Genomic DNA, 16,106 nt, shown 5'->3' with positions numbered 1-16,106 from the left:
CATGTTCTGGATTTTGTTCATTGTCTTTCTGGCAGCCTGCATGGGCGCGGGCGCAACCGGTGCCGCGTTCAAACCCGGCGCGTGGTATCAAAGCCTCGACAAACCATCCTGGACGCCGCCAGACTGGGCGTTCCCAGTCGTCTGGACAACGCTCTACATTTTCATGGCGGTCGCGGGCGCGCGCGCATCCTTGTTGCCGGACAATAGTCTTGCCATGGCATTCTGGGCCCTGCAGATTGCCCTGAACTGCCTCTGGACGCCGGTGTTTTTTGGTTTGCACCGCATCCGTGAAGGCATGCTGGTGCTTTCCTGTTTGTGGATTGCAGTGGCTGCCACGATGATCGCCCTGTTCCAGATCGATACCATAGCCGGGCTCCTGTTCGTACCCTACCTCATATGGGTCACCACCGCGGGTGCCCTGAACCTTTCGGTCTGGCAGCGTAACCCGCAAGAGACACGCAACCCGCAGACGCCTAGCTAACCTTCCACCCGGCCCGCCTCGGCACCCGCACGGCAAGCATCGCCTTGATCACCCGAGAGCGGAAACGCGTCAGATAAAGCGTTTCATGCACACCGGTTACGAGATTGCCGTCGATGCGCGTGCGCACCATGGACCGATCGTAAAATGGCGCATCCAGCAGGCCCATGACACGCTCTGGATCGCTGCCCGTGTCGCACCAGGTCCACCGCTCCAGCCCCCAAAGCGAACGGCCAAGCCTCGCTTTGGGTACTTCTATGACTTGCGCGATGCCCTGACCATCGAAACGGACCCCTGCCCGCAGTGAAGTGCCATCGACCCGCTGAGCCTGGTAAAAACAGGCGGCACCACCCTTGGTCGGAAACCGCGCCCAACTCCAGCTGTCGAAATCCTGTTCCAACGCCCGCGTGCCGAAATTCGCATCGAAATAGCCGTCTCCCTGCCACTGCCAGCCCTCGGCATCCAGACAGACATCGATCTTTGCGGATGGTCCGAAAGGCCGCCAGATATGGGCACCATCCGGCGTCAGTGGCATCTCGACACCGGTCACGGCCAAGGGCGTTATGGTGACGCGCCCCTTGATCCGGCCAAGCCTTGGCAATGCGCCTTTTTCATCCAGTTCGATGCTCAGCACACCGTTGTGCCATCGCATCGAAGACGGACCGATGCGAAGTGTGTCCGAGGATTGACGCAAGGCCTGCCGCCCCCGGTCAGTCATCGCAAAACGTCCGCCGGGGCCATAGGTAGCCACATTCATGCAGCAATGATCGGCCGGATCGCGACGCCCCGACCAGGCATACCACGGCGAAAAAACCGAGCCGATAAAACCGATCACGGAAATAGCGCGGCTTTTATCATGGCTGATGCCATCCACATACCACCATGCATATCCGTTGGCCGGGACGATCAGGTCAAAGCGTGGTCCTGCATGATCGCCTCGACCGCGTGCCGGGCGGAGAGCGCCGCCATCGGTACCCCTGCTCCCGGATGCACTCCGCCCCCCACCAGATACAGACCCCGCACCGAAGTCCGCGCCTGCGGGCGTCGAAACGTCGACATCATGCCATGCGGGCTCTGCCCGTAGAGAGACCCCGCACTGCCCGGAAACAGTCTCTCGAACCCCGCTGGCGTCGTTAGTGCCCCTTCTCCCGGTTCCGGAGCAAAGCGCATCCCGAACCGCTCCAGCGTCTTGAAAGTGATCCTGCGACATATATCAAACTCCGGTTCTGGCTGTTCGGAAACTGTCAGCGGCGGGGCGTTGGCAATGATCTCGAACCGTTCCGGGTGGCCGTCGACCTTTGTGTCCGAACCCGCCCGATCCTGCGCACAGACGTAAAGCGTCGGCGATTTCGGCGTTTGACCATCCCGAAGCGCGTCGAATTCCGCCTTTGGCTGCTCTGTGAAAAACACGTTATGCAGCGCCAGCTCCGGCCCAGAACACTGCGCGGCAAAGCTCCAGACGCGAGCCGACAGGCTGCGGGGCGCGTCAACTATGGTCCTGGCTATCCTACCCGCGTCCTCACCCAGATGACCCAAGGCGAGGGCCCGGGGGTCACCGTTGAAAACAACCGTATCGGTCGCAATGCGCGCCCCGGATTCGAGAACAACGGCACGAACACCCGAGGGCCCGGCCTCAATCCGGTCCACCTGCGTGTTGAAGTGGAACCTGACGCCCTTGGTCTGGCAAAGCTCTGTAATTGCAAGGGCCAGCCTGTACATACCCCCTGCGACCGCCCAGACACCCGACGCTTCGGCCTGCCAGATCAAGGACAGGATTGCAGGCGAGCGATAAGGATCACCGCCGACATAGGTCGCATAGCGTCCGAAGAGCTGGACGAGGCGCGGGTCGGAAAACCGCCGCGCCAAGCTTTGATTCAGCGTCGCAAGGGGTGAGATGATCGATACCAGACCGATATCCGAAACTGTGCGCTTCAATATGCCCGTCAACGAAGGGTGCTGAGATTGCATGACGGGTCCGTCGAAAGCGGCGAACAGTCGGCGCGCATCGGCACAAAATCGTCTGAACGCCTCGGCGTCTTGCTGGCCTGCAAAGGAACGCACGGCCTCATAGCTGCGCGCCTGATCTGAAAACAGATCAAGGCTGGACCCATCGGGCCAGAAATGCCGCGCGATCATATCCTGCGGGATCAAGGTAACATGGGCGTCCAGCCGCGTATTCGCCGCTTGGAACAGATCGTCGAACACCCCGCGCAGCGTGAGGACGGTCGGCCCGGCATCCACGGGTCCGACCGGCGTATCGACCACCCGCATCTTACCACCGGGCGCGCTTTGCCGCTCGCACAGGGTAACATCGGCACCGACCGAGACCAGACGCAGCGCGGTAGCCAACCCGCCGATACCCGCGCCAACGACCACAGCACGATTTCCTGCAAACTGAGAATGCGACAGCTCCATTAAAGAAGAGTTGACTCGTTACGCACATGTGTCCAGTATTATTTACACTCAAGTGTCAATACTTGACTACGAAAGCGAGGCTACATGCCCTTGGATGACCGCATCAACGCCGCCGTGTCCCGGGCCATCAGCCTGAGCAGAGGCCCCGCAGCACCCGGAAAACTTTCAACGTGCCTTCACTATGCCACCCATCCGGGCGGGGCACGGATACGCCCGACCATTCTGGTCTCGGTCGCGAAGGCCTGCGGCGATGATCAACCCGAGCTTACGGATCATGCTGCCGCAGCACTTGAGCTGATCCATTGTGCAAGTCTCGTACATGACGACCTTCCTTGTTTCGACGATGCCGCTTTCCGGCGCGGCAAGCCATCGGTTCACTGCGCCTTTTCCGAACCTCTTGCGGTTCTGACCGGTGACAGTCTCATTATCCTCGCCTTTCAGGTTCTTGCCCGGGCCACGGTTGATCACCCAAGTCGCGGTGCCGAGCTTTTGCTGACGCTGACCCGGTGCAGCGGTATGCCCCACGGTATCTGCGCAGGACAGGGCTGGGAAAGCGAAGAGGTCATCGATCTCGCCGCCTACCACCGGTCCAAAACTGGCGCCCTGTTCATCGCCGCAACCCAGATGGGCGCCATCGCCGCCGGGCAGGAAGCCGAACCCTGGTACGAGCTGGGCGACCGGATCGGAGAGGCATTTCAGGTTGCCGACGACCTGCGCGACGCGCTTTGCGATGAAACAACGCTGGGCAAGCCGCAGGGTCAGGACGACTTGCATGGACGGCCGAATGCCGTGGCCACACTCGGGGTGCAGGGCGCGTATGACCGGCTCCGGGATATCCTTGCCGGGGCAATCGCGTCTATCCCGTCCTGCCCGGGCGAAGCCATGCTCGCGCATATGGTGCGCGCCTATTCGGAAAAGGTGACACCCGCGATGCCGGCGCGCCACCGAGCCTGATGCGATGGACGTGCCCGACAGGTCTGGCCGCTCAAAACCACGCAGAGGCACGAACTGGCTCCACAGGCTGATCGCGAAACCCGCATTTCAGGCATGGGCCGCGCAAAACCCCTTCACCCGGTCGATTTCGCGTCGCGAAGGTGCTGATCTTTTCAATCTGGTACAAGGCTTTACCCACACTCAGACGCTGCTGGCACTGGTCGAGCTGCGCCTCCTTCATCGCCTGTACGACGCACCCGCCACACCGTCCGACCTCGCCAGATTGTGCGATCTGAAAGAACCCTCGATGGTTGTTCTTTTACAGGCCGCCGCGGCGCTAAGGCTGGTGAAACGTCAAAAAGACGGTCACTACGCCCTTGCTCGAAAGGGGGCCGCCCTGCTGGGTGTCCCGGGGCTTGAAGAGATGATCCGGCATAACCGCCTGCTCTACCGCGATCTGGAGGACCCGGTTGCCTTTCTGCGCGGGGAGACCACACCGGAGGTTGCCGCTTTCTGGCCCTATGTCTTTGGCGAGGGTGCCGCGATCAACCCGAAGGCATCGCAAGAATTTTCGCGTCTCATGGCCGACAGCCAAGCCCTAGTAGCACAGGAGATCCTGTCAACAATCTCCCTCAAGGGCATCAAGCGCTTGCTGGATGTGGCCGGCGGCAGCGGTGTGTTTCTATCCCTCGCCCTGCGCCAGTATCCGGGCCTGATCACCGATCTATTCGATTTGCCCCTCGTCATTGATACTGCCCGGACTCGTCTTGATGCCCATCCGGGCAGGGTGCAATTTCACTCAGGGGATTTCCGCAATGATCCGCTCCCGACCGGAGCGGACGCCATTTCCCTGATCCGGGTTCTGTTCGATCATCAAGACGATACGGTCCGCGCGCTGTTGCGAAAGGTACACGAGGCTTTGCCCCCAAACGGGCGTCTCATCATCACCGAACCGATGTCTGGCGGTCCCCGACCGGACCCGGCGACAGACGTCTATTTTGCGTTCTATACCAAAGCAATGGGCACCGGACGGACCCGGTCGGCCGATGAGATCATAACGCTTTGCCGGGCAGTCGGTTTCCGCGGCCTGCGCAATCCGGCGACGCACCGAAGCTACGTCACTTCGGTCGTGACCGGGTTCAAATAGGTTCAGCCGCTATTACACCATTATGTCAGTTTTAGTTGACAGTTTTATATGTAATGATAGGCTGACATAAACACTATACCGAGTCCCTTTTGACGGGACCGCCCATCGGAAGGGGACCATCCGTTGCAGACCGCCGCCATCGTCCTTCAAAGCCCGCGACATCTCGGTCTAGAAACGATTAGCCTGCGTGAGCCGGGCGACGGCGACGTGGTCGTTGAAATCGCTCACAGCGGCATTTCGACGGGGACCGAGAAACTCTTCTGGACCGGTGACATGCCTCCCTTTCCCGGCATGGGATTTCCGCTTGTGCCAGGGTACGAGGCCGCAGGCGAGGTGGTCGAGGCACGGCCCGAAACCGGTTTCCGGCCTGGCGATCACGTGTTCGTTCCTGGTGCCAATTGCTACGAAGGCGCCTTTGGCCTGTTCGGCGGATCGGCCCGGCGCATTGTTACCCCTGCCGAACGGATCACGCGCGTCGACGCAGCACTTGGGCCCCAAAGCGCGCTTCTTGCGCTGGCTGCGACCGCGCGTCATGCGATAGCCGCGTTAAAAAATTCAGTGCCAGATCTAATCGTCGGCCACGGGGTTCTGGGACGCCTGCTGGCACGGCTGACTATTGCCGCCGGTGCACCCGCCCCCACTGTCTGGGAAATCGACCCGATCCGTCGATCAGGTGCCGAAGGCTATCAAATCATTGCGCCCGAGGCGGACGCCCGGCGCGATTACCATGCCGTTTATGACGCCTCCGGCAACGGGGCGATTTTGAACGACCTCGTGGGGCGCATACAGCGAGGCGGCGAAATCGTTCTCGCGGGGTTCTACGCCGCGCCCCTCAGCTTTGCCTTTCCGCCCGCCTTCATGAAGGAGGCCCGGTTCCGCATCGCAGCGGAATGGACCCGCGACGACATGACCGCAACACGCGCGCTGATCGAATCCGGGGCGCTGTCGATGTCTGGTCTGATTACTCATGAAAGCCCGGCGACAGATGCGGGGGCGGCCTACCGACAAGCCTTCGAAGACCCATCCTGCCTGAAAATGATCCTCAACTGGAAGGACGTATCATGAAAGACGACGTGCCGAACCTCAAGGATTTCGACAAGCGTCTGCGTGACGAAGCGCATGAGGATCTGGCCGATGTCATTGCCTCGGAAGCGCCGAAAAGCAAAACGCAGATCATCGCGATTTATGGCAAGGGCGGCATCGGCAAGTCATTCACACTAGCGAACCTCAGCCACATGATGGCCGAGCAGGGCAAACGGGTCCTGCTGATCGGTTGCGATCCGAAATCGGATACCACCTCGCTCCTCTTCGGGGGAAAAGCATGCCCGACGATCATCGAAACCTCGACCCGCAAGAAGCTGGCAGGCGAAGAGGTGAAGATCGGCGATGTCTGTTTCAAACGCGGCGGCGTTTTTGCCATGGAGCTTGGCGGTCCGGAAGTCGGCCGAGGCTGCGGTGGGCGTGGGATCATCCACGGGTTTGAGCTGCTTGAAAAGCTCGGCTTTCACGACTGGGATTTCGACTTTGTCCTCCTCGACTTTCTGGGTGATGTCGTCTGCGGCGGATTCGGCCTGCCCATTGCACGGGACATGGCGCAGAAGGTGATCCTTGTAGGATCGAACGATTTACAAAGCCTCTACGTGGCGAACAACGTCTGCTCGGCGGTTGAATATTTCCGCAAGCTGGGCGGCAATGTCGGCGTTGCCGGGCTGGTCATCAACAAGGATGACGGATCGGGAGAAGCAGAGGCTTTCGCGACGGCGGTCAATATCCCGGTGCTCGCCTCGATCCCGCAGGATGACGATTTGCGCAAGAAATCAGCGAATTACCAGATCGTCGGCACGGGGCATAGCCCGTGGGGCGCGCTGTTCGCCGAACTGGGTATGAATGTCTCCGAGGCGCCACCGATCCGCCCTGCACCGCTCGATCAGGACGGGCTGCTGGCGCTGTTCGACAGCAAGGACACAGGCGGCGACATCGTGCTGGAACCGGCAACGGACACCGACATGCGCGGCAAATATGCGGCTGCAAAGCCGTCCCTCGAAGTGATTTATGACGAGGCCTGAATGAGCAATGACCGGACATATGACGGCGAAAGCCAGCCCGAAGCCCTGAGTGAGACCGGCGGCTGTCACGGAGGTGGCGCGCTTGAGGATGCCGCGCGTCAGGCCGGGCACTCCGCGTTGCTGGATCAATACGCAGCGGATTATCCCAAGGGCCCGCATGACAAACCGCAATCCATGTGCCCGGCATTCGGCAGCCTGCGTGTCGGGCTGCGCATGAAGCGCGTGGCGACGGTTCTGAGCGGATCGGCCTGCTGCGTTTACGGGCTGACTTTTGTTTCGCATTTCTACGGCGCGCGGCGCTCGGTTGGCTATGTACCGTTCAATTCGGAAACGCTGGTCACCGGCAAGTTGTTCGAAGATATCCGCGAAAGCGTGCATGAGCTGGCCGATCCGGACCGCTATGACGCCATCGTCGTGACGAACCTTTGCGTGCCGACCGCAAGCGGCGTGCCGCTTCGGCTTTTGCCGAAGGAAATCAACGGGGTGCGTATCGTCGGCATCGACGTGCCGGGATTTGGCATTCCGACCCATGCCGAGGCCAAGGACGTGCTGGCCGGTGCCATGCTGGATTATGCGGCCCGCGAAATCGCTGCCGGCCCGGTCGCCGCGCCGTTAACCGGGCGAGATGATCGCCCGAGTGTTGCCCTTTTGGGCGAGATGTTTCCGGCCGATCCTATCATGATCGGTGCGATGTTGGCCCCAATGGGATTGGCCGTCGGACCGGTGGTGCCCTGTCGCGAGTGGCGCGAGCTTTATGCCGCGCTGGATTGCGGCGCGGTGGCGGCGGTGCATCCGTTTTATACATCGGCGGTCCGGGTGTTTGAGCAGGCTGGTCGGCCTGTCGTTGGCAGTGCGCCGGTGGGTCTGGACGGCACCGCAGACTGGCTGGCGAACCTCGGGGAAACTTTTGCTATCGCTGCGGATAAGGTCGCCGCTGCCCAGAACGCCTTTCTCCCCGCGATCAAGGCGACGCTCGCGCAGGCGAGGGTCGACGGAGTCATCACGCTCTCGGGGTACGAAGGCAGTGAATTGCTGGTCGCGCGCCTGCTGATCGAAAGCGGTGCGGATGTTCCCTATGTCGGGACCGCCTGCCCCAAGACACCGTGGCACGCGGCCGATGCGGCATGGCTGGCCGAAAGGGGTGTCAAGGTGACGTTCCGAGCCTCGCTGGAGCAGGATTGCGCCGCGATGGAAGCGATCAAGCCGGATCTAGCGGTAGGTACGACGCCGGTCGTGCAGAAAGCGAAACAGCTGGGGATTCCAGCGCTTTACTTCACCAACCTGATTTCCTCGCGGCCGCTTATGGGACCCGCCGGAGCGGGCTCGCTGGCCGAAGTCATCAACGCGGCGATTGCCAACAAGGGCCGGATGGACCGGATGCGCACGTTTTTCGAAGGGGTCGGCGAAGAGGATACCGCCGGAATCTGGGAAGGTGCGCCGAACCTGCGCCCCGATTTCCGGGCGCAGCATCAGAAGAAGCTCGACAAGCTGGCGCGCGCCACCAAGGCACAGGAGATGATCTGATGCGGTTGGGGAGGCGGCAGGGATCGGGAAGGCCGGAAATTTGTGGGTGCTATCCGTGCACAACCCGTACACCACCTGTACACCGCCGCAGCGCAGCATTTGATGGACAGAGGTGCCAGGGGGCGTTGCCCCCGTCCTGCGGACTCCCCCGGGATATTTTTGACCCAAAGAAGACAGGGGAGGCAGTCCCATGCTGATCCAGGACCATGACCGGGCCGGCGGCTATTGGGGCGCAATCTATGCATTTTGCGCGGTGAAAGGATTGCAGGTCGTGATTGACGGGCCGGTGGGTTGCGAGAACCTGCCGGTGACGAGCGTGCTGCATTACACGGATGCCTTGCCGCCCCATGAATTGCCCATCGTGGTGACCGGTCTTGGGGAAGGCGAGATGGGATCGGGGACCGAGGAGTCCATGAAGCGGGCCTGGGAGACGCTGGATCCGGCGCTTCCGGCGGTGGTGGTGACGGGTTCGATTGCCGAGATGATCGGCGGCGGGGTGACACCGCAGGGCACGAATATCCAGCGTTTTCTGCCGCGCACCATCGACGAGGACCAGTGGCAGGCGGCGGACCGGGCGATGACCTGGATATTTACCGAGTTCGGCATGACCAAGGGGCGGATGCCGCCGGAGAAGAAGCGGGCCGAGGATGCGCCTCCACGTGTGAACATACTCGGGCCGATGTACGGCACGTTCAATATGCCCTCGGATCTGCACGAGATCCGGCGGCTGGTGGAAGGGATAGGGGCCGAGGTCAACATGGTGATGCCGCTTGGCGCTCATCTGGCCGAGATGCGCAACCTTGTGAACGCCGAGGTGAACATCTGCCTCTATCGCGAATTCGGGCGCGGACTCGCCGAAGTGCTGGGCAAGCCCTATCTGCAGGCGCCCATCGGGGTCGAGTCGACCACGCGTTTTCTACGCCGCCTTGGCGCATTGCTGGGGCTGGACCCGGAGCCCTTCATCACCCGCGAGAAACATTCGACCATCAAGCCGGTCTGGGATCTCTGGCGTTCGGTCACGCAGGATTTCTTTGCCACCGCCTCCTTCGGGATCGTGGCCAACGAGACCTATACGCGGGGCATCCGGCTCTTTCTCGAGGACGACCTGGGATTGCCCTGTGCCTTTGCCGAGGCGCGAATGGCCGGACGCAAGACCGACAATGAGCGGATAAGGGCGATGATCGCCGCGAAACGGCCGCTGGTCCTGTTCGGGAGCGTCAACGAGAAGATGTACCTTTCCGAGTTGAAAAGCGGGCACGGGCCGAGCCCGGCCTTTATCCCCGCCAGCTTTCCCGGCGCGGTGATCCGCCGGGCGACGGGGACACCTTTCATGGGATATGCCGGGGCCACCTATCTGGTGCAGGAACTGTGCAACGGGCTGTTCGATGCGCTGTTCCATATCCTGCCGCTGGCGAGTGCGATGGATGCGACCAAAGCCACGCCGACTCCGCTGCGCCGCGATTTCCCTTGGGATGCGGATGCGCAGGCCGAGCTGGACCGGATCGTGGCCAGCCACCCGGTGCTGACCCGTATTTCAGCTGCGAAATCCCTGCGCGACGCCGCGGAAACCGCCGCGTTGAACCGGGGCGATGAACGTGTCGTGATCGAAACGATCAGGGCGCTGGCGCCGGAGGGCGCCGGACCCGGACGACCGAGAAGAGGAGGAGACCTCGGATGACGATGAACAGCAATGTTTCCCGCGACCCGCATTTCCGGGCGCAGCGGGCGGAGCGCTTTGAATACAGGTTGTATTTCACCCTTATCTTTCTGCTCGCGCTGCCCTTTTCGACCGTCGAATGGATGCTTTGCATCAAGCGACAGCGCACCCTGAATCTGCGCGGCCCCCTGGCGCGCGCCTGGCTTGAAGCGGACCGCATCACGCCAGTCATTTTCTCGGCCTGACGGCCGGGCCACGAGCTGTACGCCCGGAAGGGCGGCCAGATCCGGCGGGGCAGATCTCTGCCCCAAAGGGACCCCGCCGCAGGGTTTGCGGTGTCAGCGTAACTTTCCGGAGGATCGTTCATGGCTGATAGAACCGACCTGTCCTTTACAGGTCTTACCGACGAGCAGGCCCAGGAACTGCATTCGGTCTACATGAGCGGCCTCTGGCTGTTCGTGGCGATCGCAGTGGTCGCACATATCGCGACCTACATCTGGGCCCCATGGTTCTGAGGAGGATTGACACATGGCAAAATTCTACAAGATTTGGCTGATTTTCGATCCGCGCCGCGTGTTTGTTGCACAGGGCGTCTTCCTCTTTCTGCTCGCAGTTATGATCCACCTTGTGGTGCTGAGCAACGGTCTCAACTGGTTTGAGAAAGCCGCAGCAGTACAAGGCATGTGATCGCGCGCCGCACGACTTCTCGTTCGTGCGGAGAAACAACAAGGCTGCGGGCGGTGCGCCCGGCCGCAGCCGCATAGGAACACCCATGACGGCTGGCGTCTGACCGGACCGGCCGCCCAGTGCGGAGGCGATCAAAATGGCACTGCTGAGTTTCGAGAGAAAATACCGCGTCCGCGGCGGCACACTGATCGGCGGAGATCTGTTCGATTTCTGGGTGGGTCCGTTTTTCGTGGGCTTTTTCGGTGTCACCACGGCGTTCTTCGCCCTGCTCGGCACGATCCTGATATTCTGGGGGGCCGCGCATCAGGGCACTTTCAATCCATGGCTGATCAACATCGCGCCGCCTGACCTGTCCTACGGGCTTGGCATGGCGCCGCTGATGGAGGGAGGGCTCTGGCAGATCATCACCTTCTGCGCGACCGGCGCTTTTATCAGCTGGGCCCTGCGCGAGGTCGAAATCTGCCGCAAGCTTGGCATCGGGTATCACGTGCCCTTTGCCTTCGCTTTCGCGATCCTCGCCTATGTGACGCTGGTGATTTTCCGCCCGCTGCTGATGGGCGCCTGGGGACATGGATTTCCCTACGGGATTTTCGCGCATCTCGACTGGGTGTCGAACACCGGCTACGCCTATCTGCATTTCCATTACAATCCCGCCCACATGCTGGCGGTGACCCTGTTCTTTACCACCTGCCTTGCGCTGTCGCTGCATGGCGGGCTGATCCTGTCGGCGGCGAACCCGGAAAAGGGTGAGACCGCGAAGACGCCGGATCATGAAGATACCTTTTTTCGCGATTTCATCGGCTATTCGATCGGCACGCTGGGCATCCACCGGCTTGGCTTCCTGCTAGCGATCAACGCGTCCTTCTTCTCGGCCGTCTGTATCATCATCAGCGGCCCGGTCTGGACCAAGGGCTGGCCCGAGTGGTGGAACTGGTGGCTCGAACTGCCGATCTGGCCGTCTCAGGTGGGGATGTAATCATGGCTGACTATCAGAACATATTCACACAGGTACAGGTTCAGGGCCAACCGGAATGGGGCATGAACGACAACGGCCGCATGATGGAAGAACGCATCGGCAGGCCCGGCTTTTCGAAGCTGTTCGGCTGGTTCGGGAATGCGCAGCTGGGGCCGATCTACCTTGGCTGGACCGGGATGATTTCACTGGGGGCCGGTGGGCTGTGGTTCTTTATCGTCGGTCTCAACATGCTGAGCCAGGTGGACTGGTCGATCTCGGAAATGCTGCGTCAGCTGTTCTGGCTGGCGCTTGAACCGCCAAGCCCGGAATACGGGTTGAAGATTCCACCGCTGAACGACGGGGGCTGGTACATCATTTCAAGCTTCTTCCTCCTGGTCGCGGTCTGCACATGGTGGCTGCGTTCCTACCTGCTGGCGCAGGAGCATAAGATGGGCAAACACGTTGCATGGGCCTTTGCCAGCGCGATCTGGCTGTTCCTTGTGCTGGGGCTGTTCCGGCCGATCCTGATGGGGTCGTGGTCCGAAGCGGTGCCCTACGGGATCTTCCCGCATCTCGACTGGACGGCAGCATTCTCGATCCGCTACGGCAACCTTTACTACAACCCGTTCCACTGTCTTTCCATCGTCTTCCTTTACGGTTCGGTGCTGCTTTTCGCGATGCACGGCGCGACGATCCTTGCGGTGACGCGTTTTGGCGGCGACCGCGAGCTGGAACAGATATTCGACCGGGGCACGGCATCGGAGCGGGCTGCGCTGTTCTGGCGCTGGACCATGGGTTTCAACGCAACGATGGAGGGCATTCACCGCTGGGCGTGGTGGTTCGCCGTCCTGACGCCGATCACCGGCGGGATCGGCATCCTGCTGACCGGCACGGTTGTCGACAACTGGTTCATCTGGGCACAGGAGCACAATTTCGCACCGATGTACGACGGCTCCTACGGCTACGAAGCCTATGGCACCTACGAGGGCTTTATCGGGGAGGGAAATTGACATGTTCAGTTGGTTCACCGAATGGAACAAGCGCCATCCAGTCGACGTCTACCGGCCGGCCATTCTAGTCGGCGCGGTCGGCGGCGGCGTTTTCGTCGCAACCATGCTGGTGGCCTGGGGTCAGCCCTTTGCCACCAAGAGCCTGCAGACCGGTCCGCGCGGCACCGGCATGTCGGTGCCGGAGTTCGTCGCCGATCTGGCCACGCCCGATCCGACCATCGACGACTATTATTCAGACAGCCCCTACCCGCCCGAGGGTGGCGAGGCGCTGGCGGGCGATGTCTATCAGAACGTCCAGGTGCTGGGCGCGCTGACCGAGGACAATTTCAACCGCCTGATGCTGGCGATCACCATGTGGGTCTCTCCCGATCAGGGTTGCGCCTATTGTCACGGCGATGGCGACCTTGAGACCTATGCGGAGGACAATCTTTACACCAAGATCGTGTCCCGCCGGATGATTCAGATGACGCAGAACATCAATGAGAACTGGGATGGGCATGTGAATGCCAACAAGGTTGTCGGAGTCACCTGTTACACCTGCCACCGGGGGCAGAATGTGCCCAGCGGTATCTGGTTCCAGTCGACACCGACCGTGACGAACATGGCGGGATGGTCGGCCAACCAGAACTACGTGACGCCGGTCAGCCAGTATACGTCGCTGCCCTCGGATGCGCTCGAGACCTATCTGGCCGAGTATGGCAACATCAAGGTGCACGATCTGGAAAGCCGCGTCGCGGGCATTCCGGGCCAGGACGATTACCCCGGCATCCAGAATGCAGAGCGGACGTTTTCGCTGATGAACTACTTTGCGAACTCGCTGGGTGTGAACTGCACCTTCTGCCACAATTCGCGCGCGTTCTACGACACGGCGCAGATCACGCCGCAATGGGCGACCGCTACACTCGGGATCGCGTTGGTTCAGGAATTGAACATCGAATATCTCATGCCGCTTCAGGACGTCTACCCGCCGGAACGGCTTGGCCCGCTGCATGGCGACGCGCCCAAGGCGGCCTGCAACACCTGCCACAAGGGCTATCAGCAACCGATGCAGGGGCTGAACGTAATCGAAAACTACCCGGAACTCGCGACAAGCGGGGAACCGGTCTACGAATAGAAGACCGGCGGACGGTTACGCGCCGCCCCTCTTCAAGCCAGGCACGGGCTCATTGCTTCTCGGGTCCGGGCGCGGATTCCTCCCCGGTTTCCGTAACGCCCTGTTGGCGACAGGGGCGGGCGCCGTACCGATCATTCCCTTTCGGCTACGGCGCCCATGCATCACCGACGAAGCGCACAGGAGGCATTTACTCATGTCCCGACCTCATTTTTCTCTTCTTGATGGCATCGCCGGACCGGCGGACCTAAAACGCCTGAGCGATGCGGAACTTGGTCGCCTTGCCGACGAGTTGCGCGCCGAAGTCATCGCGTCAGTATCCGAAACCGGCGGGCATCTTGGTTCCTCGCTTGGGGTGGTCGAACTGACCGTCGCGATCCACGCGGTGTTCAACACGCCGATGGACAAGCTGATCTGGGATGTCGGGCATCAGTGCTATCCACATAAGGTGCTGACGGGGCGGCGCGACCGTATGCGGACGCTGCGCAAAAAGGACGGGCTGAGCGGGTTCACCAAGCGCGACGAGAGCGTCTATGACCCGTTTGGCGCGGCGCATTCGTCGACTTCGATCAGTGCGGCGCTGGGATTCACTGTGGGCCGCGACATGGGTCAGCCGACAGGCGATGCGATTGCGGTGATTGGCGACGGGGCGATCAGCGCCGGCATGGCCTATGAGGCGCTGAACAATGCCGGGGCCGAGGGTCGTCGGCTCTTCGTGATCCTGAACGACAATGAGATGAGCATCGCGCCGCCGGTCGGGGCCATGTCGAAGTATCTCTCGGGGCTTTACGCGCAGGAACCGCTGGCCCGGATCAAATCGCTGGCCGAAGGTTTCGAGGCCGCGCTGCCCGCGCCGTTGCGTGACGGGGCGCGGCGTGCCCGTCAGCTTGTCACCGGTATGCCCGGCACCGGGGCGCTGTTCGAAGAGCTTGGGTTCGAATATATCGGACCGATCGACGGGCATGACATGGCACAGCTTTTGCCGGTGCTGCGCGCCGCGCGGACACGGGCGACGGGGCCGGTGCTGATCCATTGCTGCACGGTCAAGGGCAAGGGCTATGCGCCCGCCGAGAGCAGTGCCGACAAGTTTCATGGCGTCGCGTCTTTCGATATCGGCACCGGGGCACAGAAGAAATCGAAGGCGAGTGCGCCTAGCTATACCAGCGTCTTTGGCCGGAGCCTGTGCGATCTGGCCGCGCGCGATCCGCGCGTTGTGGCCGTGACCGCCGCGATGCCATCGGGGACCGGGGTCAATATCATGGCCGAACGGTTTCCGGCGCGGGTGTTCGACGTCGGAATTGCAGAACAACACGGGGTGACCTTTGCCGCCGGGATGGCGGCGAGCGGGCTGCGGCCGTTCTGTGCGATCTATTCGACTTTCCTTCAGCGCGGCTATGATCAGGTGGTCCATGACGTGGCCTTGCAACGGCTGCCGGTGCGGTTCGCGATTGACCGCGCGGGACTGGTCGGCGCGGACGGGGCGACCCATGCTGGGGCATTCGACCTCGCCTACCTCGGCAACTTGCCCGGGTTCACGGTGATGGCCGCCGCAGACGAGGCCGAGTTGATGAACATGGTGGAAACCGCCGCCGCCTTTGACAGCGGACCCATCGCCTTTCGCTTTCCGCGCGGCAACGGGGTTGGTGTGACGCTGCCCGACCGGGGCCAGCCGCTTGAGATCGGCAAGGGGCGGGTGATCCGCCGGGGCGAGGACGTGGCGATCCTGTCGCTTGGGGCGCATCTGTGCGAAGCGCTTGCCGCGGCGGATTTGCTGGAGGCGGAAGGCATCGGCGTGACCGTTGCAGATGCGCGCTTTGCCAAGCCGCTGGACATCGAACTGCTGCTTGAACTGGCAGAGACTCACCGGGCGCTGATCACCCTTGAACAGGGCGCGCTCGGCGGGTTCGGTGCGATGGTGCTGCATGAGCTTGCCGCAAGGGGTGTCTTTGATCGGGGCCTCGCCGTGCGCACGATCACCCTGCCCGACCGGTTCATCGCCCAGGCCTCACCTGCGGAGATGTATGCCGATGCCGGTATGACGGCGGCGGATATTGCGCAGAAGGTGCGCGGAGCGTTCCGGCCCTCGGGACAGGTGGTGGTGCTGAACGCCGTGTCCTGAGGCA

16 protein-coding genes are annotated in these 16,106 nt (G+C 61.8%); 14 read left to right on the top strand and 2 right to left on the bottom strand.

Annotation, left to right across the window (positions count from 1 at the left end; genetic code table 11):
• Nucleotide 1 precedes the first annotated feature (1 nt).
• Nucleotides 2-481: a tryptophan-rich sensory protein TspO gene (gene tspO, locus ACU0FH_RS03025; protein WP_446193305.1), complete on the top strand. Its 480-nt coding sequence runs from the start codon at nucleotides 2-4 to the stop codon at nucleotides 479-481.
• Here tspO and crtC read toward each other — a convergent pair.
• Both crtC and crtD read right to left on the bottom strand, forming a co-directional pair.
• A complete protein-coding gene (gene crtC / locus ACU0FH_RS03020; protein WP_446193304.1) occupies nucleotides 474-1,313 on the bottom strand; it encodes a carotenoid 1,2-hydratase in 840 nt (279 codons plus the stop codon). The genes tspO and crtC overlap by 8 nt on opposite strands.
• A 71-nt stretch (nucleotides 1,314-1,384) precedes the next feature.
• Nucleotides 1,385-2,893 carry a 1-hydroxycarotenoid 3,4-desaturase CrtD gene (gene crtD, locus ACU0FH_RS03015; RefSeq protein WP_446193303.1) on the bottom strand — a complete coding sequence of 503 codons (1,509 nt, stop codon included), beginning with the start codon at nucleotides 2,891-2,893 and terminating at the stop codon, nucleotides 1,385-1,387.
• A gap of 84 nt (nucleotides 2,894-2,977) precedes the next feature.
• On the opposite strand from crtD, the gene ACU0FH_RS03010 reads away from it, so the two are divergent.
• From ACU0FH_RS03010 to dxs, 13 genes are all read left to right on the top strand, one after another.
• On the top strand, nucleotides 2,978-3,847 hold the full coding sequence (locus ACU0FH_RS03010) for a polyprenyl synthetase family protein (protein WP_446193302.1): 870 nt from the start codon (nucleotides 2,978-2,980) through the stop codon (nucleotides 3,845-3,847).
• A gap of 4 nt (nucleotides 3,848-3,851) precedes the next feature.
• Nucleotides 3,852-4,973 carry a methyltransferase gene (locus ACU0FH_RS03005; RefSeq protein ID WP_446193301.1) on the top strand — a complete coding sequence of 374 codons (1,122 nt, stop codon included), beginning with the start codon at nucleotides 3,852-3,854 and terminating at the stop codon, nucleotides 4,971-4,973.
• 123 nt (nucleotides 4,974-5,096) lie between these two features.
• Nucleotides 5,097-6,038 carry a chlorophyll synthesis pathway protein BchC gene (gene bchC, locus ACU0FH_RS03000; RefSeq protein ID WP_446193300.1) on the top strand — a complete coding sequence of 314 codons (942 nt, stop codon included), beginning with the start codon at nucleotides 5,097-5,099 and terminating at the stop codon, nucleotides 6,036-6,038.
• A complete protein-coding gene (locus ACU0FH_RS02995) occupies nucleotides 6,035-7,039 on the top strand; it encodes a chlorophyllide a reductase iron protein subunit X (protein ID WP_446193299.1) in 1,005 nt (334 codons plus the stop codon). The genes bchC and ACU0FH_RS02995 overlap by 4 nt, the downstream gene beginning before the upstream one ends.
• Complete coding sequence (gene bchY / locus ACU0FH_RS02990; RefSeq protein WP_446193298.1) at nucleotides 7,040-8,563, top strand: chlorophyllide a reductase subunit Y; 1,524 nt, start codon at nucleotides 7,040-7,042, stop codon at nucleotides 8,561-8,563.
• A gap of 190 nt (nucleotides 8,564-8,753) precedes the next feature.
• Nucleotides 8,754-10,241 (top strand): chlorophyllide a reductase subunit Z, encoded by a 1,488-nt coding sequence (bchZ, locus tag ACU0FH_RS02985; RefSeq protein ID WP_446193297.1) that lies wholly within the window; start codon nucleotides 8,754-8,756, stop codon nucleotides 10,239-10,241.
• Nucleotides 10,238-10,465 (top strand): cytochrome PufQ, encoded by a 228-nt coding sequence (pufQ, locus tag ACU0FH_RS02980; RefSeq protein WP_446193296.1) that lies wholly within the window; start codon nucleotides 10,238-10,240, stop codon nucleotides 10,463-10,465. Before bchZ ends, pufQ begins: the two co-directional genes overlap by 4 nt.
• A 120-nt stretch (nucleotides 10,466-10,585) precedes the next feature.
• Nucleotides 10,586-10,735, top strand: coding sequence for a light-harvesting antenna LH1, beta subunit (gene pufB / locus ACU0FH_RS02975; protein WP_088634358.1), 150 nt, complete (start codon nucleotides 10,586-10,588; stop codon nucleotides 10,733-10,735).
• Nucleotides 10,736-10,748: 13 nt separating this feature from the next.
• Complete coding sequence (pufA, locus tag ACU0FH_RS02970) at nucleotides 10,749-10,907, top strand: light-harvesting antenna LH1, alpha subunit (RefSeq protein WP_446193295.1); 159 nt, start codon at nucleotides 10,749-10,751, stop codon at nucleotides 10,905-10,907.
• A gap of 136 nt (nucleotides 10,908-11,043) precedes the next feature.
• On the top strand, nucleotides 11,044-11,883 hold the full coding sequence (pufL, locus tag ACU0FH_RS02965; protein WP_446193294.1) for a photosynthetic reaction center subunit L: 840 nt from the start codon (nucleotides 11,044-11,046) through the stop codon (nucleotides 11,881-11,883).
• A gap of 2 nt (nucleotides 11,884-11,885) precedes the next feature.
• Nucleotides 11,886-12,872, top strand: coding sequence for a photosynthetic reaction center subunit M (gene pufM, locus ACU0FH_RS02960; RefSeq protein ID WP_446193293.1), 987 nt, complete (start codon nucleotides 11,886-11,888; stop codon nucleotides 12,870-12,872).
• Nucleotide 12,873: 1 nt separating this feature from the next.
• Nucleotides 12,874-13,986: a photosynthetic reaction center cytochrome PufC gene (gene pufC, locus ACU0FH_RS02955; protein WP_446193292.1), complete on the top strand. Its 1,113-nt coding sequence runs from the start codon at nucleotides 12,874-12,876 to the stop codon at nucleotides 13,984-13,986.
• A gap of 193 nt (nucleotides 13,987-14,179) precedes the next feature.
• Nucleotides 14,180-16,102 (top strand): 1-deoxy-D-xylulose-5-phosphate synthase, encoded by a 1,923-nt coding sequence (gene dxs / locus ACU0FH_RS02950; protein ID WP_446193291.1) that lies wholly within the window; start codon nucleotides 14,180-14,182, stop codon nucleotides 16,100-16,102.
• Nucleotides 16,103-16,106: the final 4 nt, after the last annotated feature.

This window comes from Heliomarina sp. (assembly GCF_052826185.1).
The sequence above is the reverse complement of the archived record's forward strand: the minus strand, read 5'-3'. Positions and strand labels throughout refer to the sequence as shown.